This window comes from bacterium (assembly GCA_040755795.1).
In the GTDB taxonomy this organism is placed as follows: Bacteria; UBA9089; CG2-30-40-21; order CG2-30-40-21; family SBAY01; genus JBFLXS01.
In genome coordinates this window covers 1-6,096 of sequence record JBFLXS010000242.1, presented here as the reverse complement: position 1 = coordinate 6,096, position 6,096 = coordinate 1, and the positions used below count along the sequence as shown (strand labels likewise).

The window sequence follows — 6,096 nt, the reverse complement described above, 5'->3', positions numbered from 1 at the left end:
ATTGAAATTTATAGAAATAGGTAGAAATTGATTGTGGAAAACAACAAATTTCCATAAATTTCTATTAGTTTCTACTAATTTCAATTTTTTTAATAATATCTCCCTATCTCCTTAATCTCCACATCTCGTTTTGTTACACCATCTGAACGCTTACGAAATTAGAAATTGGGTTTTTGTTTCTCTCCCTAATTTCCAAATTCCAATTTCTAATTTCAATCCGCAAGATTTCAAACAAAAGTGAACCGTCCCTATATGTCAATATTTGAACTTCATGAATTCGATAATTTATCAAATTTCACTTCGTGTTTTTCGTGCCCTTCGTGGTGAATAGTTACCAATACAACAAATGGTTACATCTATTCTGTTGGCATCAAAATCGGTGGATTTTCAGGGACTGGTGGTGGGAGTGGTGGTGGTGAAGTAGTGCCAATGGAGGTCACAGAAGAGGTGCTTATCTGTTCTTCTTTTTGGGGGATAATTGCCTGCTGAGTTTTTATGAAGTCAAAACCTTTAGCAGTAACTAATATTTTTTTCACCTCTCCTTTTTTCCCTAATGCACCTTTATATTCATCGTTCAATTTGAATACTACTCCGCCAGCATTTCCAATCGTTAAAAATATCTCTTTTTGGGCACGCCATTTTACCGTTTGCTCTGGTGCTAAAAGAATCTCATGCTTTTTTTTACCATCAATCGTCGCATATAACCAAACTTTCTCATCGGCAAATGCCTCTAAGATAACCTCTTCTTCCTCTTTATAATTATTCATTGATTGTTTTTCCTCATTTTCTTTAACACTTTCTATCTTTTTTACAATATCTTCTGGTTTGAACATATTTTCTTCTAATAATTTACCAGGGGCAAGGGTTACTTCTTGATGTAGATTTTTTTGTTTTATAAAATAAAAGATTAAAAATCCAGAAAAAGATATGAGTAATATAAACATAATCATATAGAGGAACCTATTAGTTTTTAAAGCCGAAAGTCGTTTTTCATCCTTTTTTGTTACTGATAATGAATAGTCAAAATGGGCTTCTTGCCATTCTAAATCATATTGTGAGGATAAATCATTTATTTCCTTTTCACTAAATCCAATGAAATTAGCATAATTGCGCAAGAACCCTTTCGCATAGACTTTTGCCGGGAAGGTATCGTAATCACCAGTTTCTAATGCGACTATATATTTCTTGGCAATCATCGTTTGTATCTCAACATCTTCTACTGGCATTGATTCTAATTCGCGTCTTTTTTTTAAAATTTCACCAACTTTATTACTCATTTTATCCTCATTATTGGTAATTGGTAACTGGTAATTGGTAATTAAATATCGTTTGGATGAGTTCACGATGAAGCCATTCAACCAATTACCATTTACTAATTACCAGTTTACTTTAGGTCTTCGGCGGTAATATATACCGGTCGTGGTTTACTTCCATCTGGTGGTCCGACATAGCCATCCTGTTCCATCATCTCGATTAATCTTGCCGCCCGATTATAACCAATTTTTAATTTACGTTGTAACATTGAAGTAGAGGCATAACCTACTCGAGCAATTATTTGAAGTGCCTCATTGTAGAACTCATCATCATTATCTTCTTCTTCATCCTCAAGTTCTGTTTCCATTTCTGTTTTTAAATCAATTTGTTGGGTAGGGAGTTGAATATTCTGATTTTTAATAAATTCAACGATTTTTTCTACCTCTGTATCTGTAACATAAGACCCTTGAATACGAGTAGGTTTGGGTGCTCCAGCAGGTAAAAAGAGCATATCTCCTTTACCCAGGAGTTTCTCTGCTCCCATTACATCCAATATAGTTCTTGAGTCAACTTTAGAAAATACCTGAAAGGCTATTCGAGATGGAAAATTTGCCTTAATCACACCGGTAATAATATCCACTGAAGGTCTTTGTGTGGCTAAAACTAAATGAATACCAACTGCTCTTGCCATTTGAGAAAGTTTGGTTATTGAGCCTTCACAATTTTTTTGTGATGGACCTGTCATTAAATCTGCCAATTCGTCTATAACCGTAATGATGTAATAGAGATTATTTTCCGGGTCTAATTTCATTTTTTGGTTATAACTTTCAATATCTCTTGCTCCCACAGCGGCAAGTCGTTCATATCTTGTTTCCATTTCTTTTTCTAACCAGGCTAACACACGAATAGATTCTTTGGCATTAACGATAACCGGAAATAAAAGATGTGGAATACCATTATAAATAGTTAATTCAACTCGTTTTGGATCTATCATAATAAATTTTACTTTAGAAGGAGAGGTTTTATATAAAATACTGGTAATAACGGCATTGATACAGACACTTTTTCCTGAGCCAGTTGCTCCAGCGATTAACAGATGCGGCATTTCGACTAAATCGGCTATCACAGGTTTTCCAAAAATATCCTTTCCTAAAGCAATCGTCAGAGGAGAGGCGGAATTAATAAAGACATCCGTTGATAATACCTCTTTTATGCAGACAGGGGTTGCCTTACGATTTGGCACTTCGATGCCGATGACTTGTTTGCCGGGTATTGGTGCTTCTATGCGGATACTTGGTGCAGCCAGAGCCAGAGCCAGGTCATTAGAAAGCCCAACTACACTACTTACCTTAACACCCGCGGCGGGTTGAACCTCAAAACTGGTAACCGCAGGACCTCGATTGACCTGAACAACCTTAGCCTCAATCCCAAAATCCGCTAATGTATCCTCAAGAAGTCCAGAAATAAGTAATAAATCATCTTTCAGGTCTTTTTCTGATGGTGGCAGGGAATCATTAAGTATTGCCAAAGGAGGAAGTTGATATGAAGATGTAATTTCTTTTCTATTAATCTCTTGTGACGATATAGATGCGGGAGTAATAACCTTCGGTAAAATAATTCGTGGGGTCGTAGGTGATTTTTCCTTAATATCTGTTTTTCTTTTAGGAATTTCTTCTTGTTCTACTTTAATTCCAGATTCCTCTTTTTCTGAGGCAAAAAGTCTTATCGGGAAAAGAAACACTTTTTTTATTCCAACAAGTGGAGGAATAAGTGAGGATTCAGTAAGAAGTATAAATCCTAAGGCAAAGAATGTGAAATTGATAACCACCGCTCCTGGACCAAACCACTCCTTTAACAATTCAAAAATGGCAATACCGATATAGCCACCATTAATTTCTACCCAGATATCATAAAAGAAAGAGGCAAATGTCGAGGTGGAAACTAATAACAATAATCCACCCAGCCCCCGAATAAACGACCCTTCTAATTTTCCTTTAAATCTCCTGTATCCAAAGATACATAAAATAATTGGCAAAAGATACGCCCCCAGACCAAAGGCATCTTGTAAAGAATTAGCAATCCAGCTTCCTATACCTCCCGCGTAGTCAGTTACAATTAAACTGACTAAAATTAAAAGAGCCAATCCTAAGATGGCTATTCCTGCGACTTCATTAATAATTTTAAATTCGGAAGTTTGTTGCTCTTTCATCAATTCACTCTCTTAACATTTTAAAACTATCTTTCCCTCCTGTTCACTCAAGGGACCAATAGTTGTCAGACATAGATATTCACTTTTAAATAAATCCTGAGCAATCCTCTGGACATCCATTAACTGAACTTCATCAACTAATTCTAATGTCTCATCAATACTAAAAAACCTGTTGAAATAGATTTCTTGTTCTGCCAGCCGACTCATTCGATAAGCGGTATCTTCTGCGTTTAAACAAATAGCCCCTTTAAGTTTTTCCTTCGCATTAATCAATTCCTCTTCCTCCACTAATTTGTTCTTTAAATCATTGAATTCATTCAGGATTATCTTTGTGGTTTCTTTATAATTTTTAGGATTGACACCCACATAGACGACTAAAGCCCCGACATTTTTATAAGAGGCGGGATAGGCATGAACATTATAAGCTAAAGCATTTTCTTCTCGAATTTTTTGAAATAACCTCGAACTCATCCCCATGCCTAAAATAGTACTCAAAACCCTCAGGACAAATCTATCTTTATGTGTTGAGGGGAGACCACGAGTTCCCAGACATAGGTGGACTTGTTCCAATTCACGAAATTGGCAAACTGAACACGCTCGAAATTCTGGAATATTATTTAAAGTCGTGCGCCAGTTTAGACTGCTATGATGGTTAAATGCTTTGAATAATTGCTCAATAACTGTATCTTTCTGGATATGTCCTGCAACGGCAATAACTATTTCACCAGGGGTATAACGAGAATTCCAGAAGTTGATTAGTTTTTTTTGAGTTATATTCTTAATAACCTCAACATTGCCCCAGATGGGTTGTCCTAATGGATGGTTATCCCAGATAGTTTGAATAAATATGTCATGAATTAAATCATCCGGGGTATCTTCATACATCTTTATTTCTTCGATAATCACCTGTTTTTCTTTTTCTATCTCAACAGGGCTAAATAGAGAATTAAAAAATATATCTGCCAGCAGGTCTATTGTCTTTGGAAGATGTTTATCCAGGATTTTAGCATAGTAACAGGTGTGTTCGCGGCCTGTAGCGGCGTCGATGTGTCCACCCATAGAATCCATTGTTTGAGCAATCTGTAAAGCGGTTTTTGACTTTGTGCCTTTGAAAATCATATGCTCAAGAAAATGGGAAATACCATTCTCTTCGGCTTTCTCATCCTGTGAGCCAACATTGACCCACACACCGATAGATACAGAACGGACATCAGGTATTTCTTCAATAACTATCCTTATGCCGTTTGGAAGCATTTCTTTATGATACACGGTGATACTATCCTTTCTGTGTAACCGTTCACCACACCACGGAGACACAGAGGCACTGAGAAAAATCTAAAACCATTCTCCGTGTCTTTGTGTCTCTGTGGTGAACGATTACATTTTTACCTACTATCTGAACGGTTACCATTCATTCTCTTTTGTCCCTTTGCGCCTTTGCGAGAGATTTACTTCTCTTTATTCTCTCGCCAGGGCACAAAGCCGCCAACATTATAATCTATTTACCATTTCTAAAATCATAACCGTTCAGGTGTAAATAGTTACAATGTGTTAATCTCATCCGAGTTCCTTATAATCTTATCCTTTGTTATAATACTTGCTGAATAAAACTTTGCACAAGCAACAATAATTCTATCATGGATTTCTGGGATAGTCTTTAATTTCATAACCTCTTCAAAAATTACCTGGCTAAATCCAATTATCTCAAATCTATCATCATTCTTTATCAATTGATACATACCCTTAAAATCAAATACAACCTTCTGTTTTTCAGCAACATCTAATGCTTCAGCAAGAACAATCGTTGGGATTAAAACCTTCTTTCCATTATTAAGTGCAGTATCAATTACATCTTTAATTGTCTTCTTTAATCTTTTGCTCCCAATAAAGTACCAGATTAAAATATGGGTATCCAGGATATAGTTCATTGTATATCTTTCAGATTTCTAAAGAGTGATTGTTTTGCCTTTTCAATCGCCTCTTCGGTAACATCTCCTCCTTTAATACTTCCATAAAGGGAAGGTTTTGTTTTCTTTGTTGATGGCTTGAAAACCAGGATAAAATCCCTTTTTAAAATCTCTAAATCCCTCTCCATATTATCAACTCTGCTTAAAACATTCTCTAATGTTAATATAGTCTTTCCTTGTATCATTTTGTTATCCTTCCTGTAAGTGTTCAAGGTGTAATAAAGGAAAAATGGGAAAATTTCTAATTAATCTAACTCCTCATCAATGACTAAATGCCCAAGTAACCGTTCAGGGCTATACATTAAAAGTCTAAACAAGGAGAAATGGGGAAAAGGGAGAATTGGAGAAATGGCTCAAACTTTTTCTTGCTCCACCCTTCGGACATCAATCCTGGAGTCTGCGAAATTTACCAGTAACCCTATTTCTTTATCCACTGCTCTAAGGTATGCTCTAACCTGATTATAGATTTTAGCGGAGATTATCGCTGATGTTAGGTGCTTTTTCTACCATCATTCTCCGCGTCTCTGTGGTGAACGATTACCTATCTTCGTTCGTGAAGCAGTGCCTTTCGGCTTAAACTGATTCTATCATGCTCATCAATCCCAATCACCTTAACCATTACTTCGTCTCCTTCATTAACTACATCCTCAACTTTTTTGACATGAT

General features: G+C 36.1%; 7 protein-coding genes. All 7 read right to left on the bottom strand.

All coding sequences use genetic code 11. The features are described 5' to 3' along the window. Positions 1–356: 356 nt before the first annotated feature. A complete protein-coding gene (locus AB1414_13760; protein ID MEW6608487.1) occupies positions 357–1,277 on the bottom strand; it encodes a RodZ domain-containing protein in 921 nt (306 codons plus the stop codon). 107 nt (positions 1,278–1,384) lie between these two features. Next, on the bottom strand, positions 1,385–3,463 hold the full coding sequence (locus AB1414_13755) for a DNA translocase FtsK 4TM domain-containing protein (GenBank protein MEW6608486.1): 2,079 nt from the start codon (positions 3,461–3,463) through the stop codon (positions 1,385–1,387). A gap of 12 nt (positions 3,464–3,475) precedes the next feature. Then, the gene (locus AB1414_13750) at positions 3,476–4,732 is read right to left on the bottom strand and encodes a pitrilysin family protein (GenBank protein ID MEW6608485.1); all 1,257 of its coding nucleotides are present in this window, start codon (positions 4,730–4,732) and stop codon (positions 3,476–3,478) included. A 272-nt stretch (positions 4,733–5,004) separates the two neighbouring features. Beyond that, entirely contained in the window at positions 5,005–5,391 is a 387-nt protein-coding gene (locus AB1414_13745) for a PIN domain-containing protein (protein ID MEW6608484.1), read from the bottom strand. Next, on the bottom strand, positions 5,388–5,615 hold the full coding sequence (locus AB1414_13740) for a hypothetical protein (GenBank protein ID MEW6608483.1): 228 nt from the start codon (positions 5,613–5,615) through the stop codon (positions 5,388–5,390). Before AB1414_13740 ends, AB1414_13745 begins: the two co-directional genes overlap by 4 nt. Positions 5,616–5,783: 168 nt before the next feature. After that, entirely contained in the window at positions 5,784–5,897 is a 114-nt protein-coding gene (locus AB1414_13735) for a GxxExxY protein (GenBank protein MEW6608482.1), read from the bottom strand. Between the two features lie 74 nt (positions 5,898–5,971). Further along, a partial coding sequence (locus AB1414_13730; protein ID MEW6608481.1) for a S1 RNA-binding domain-containing protein occupies positions 5,972–6,096 on the bottom strand: 125 nt, incomplete at its 5' end.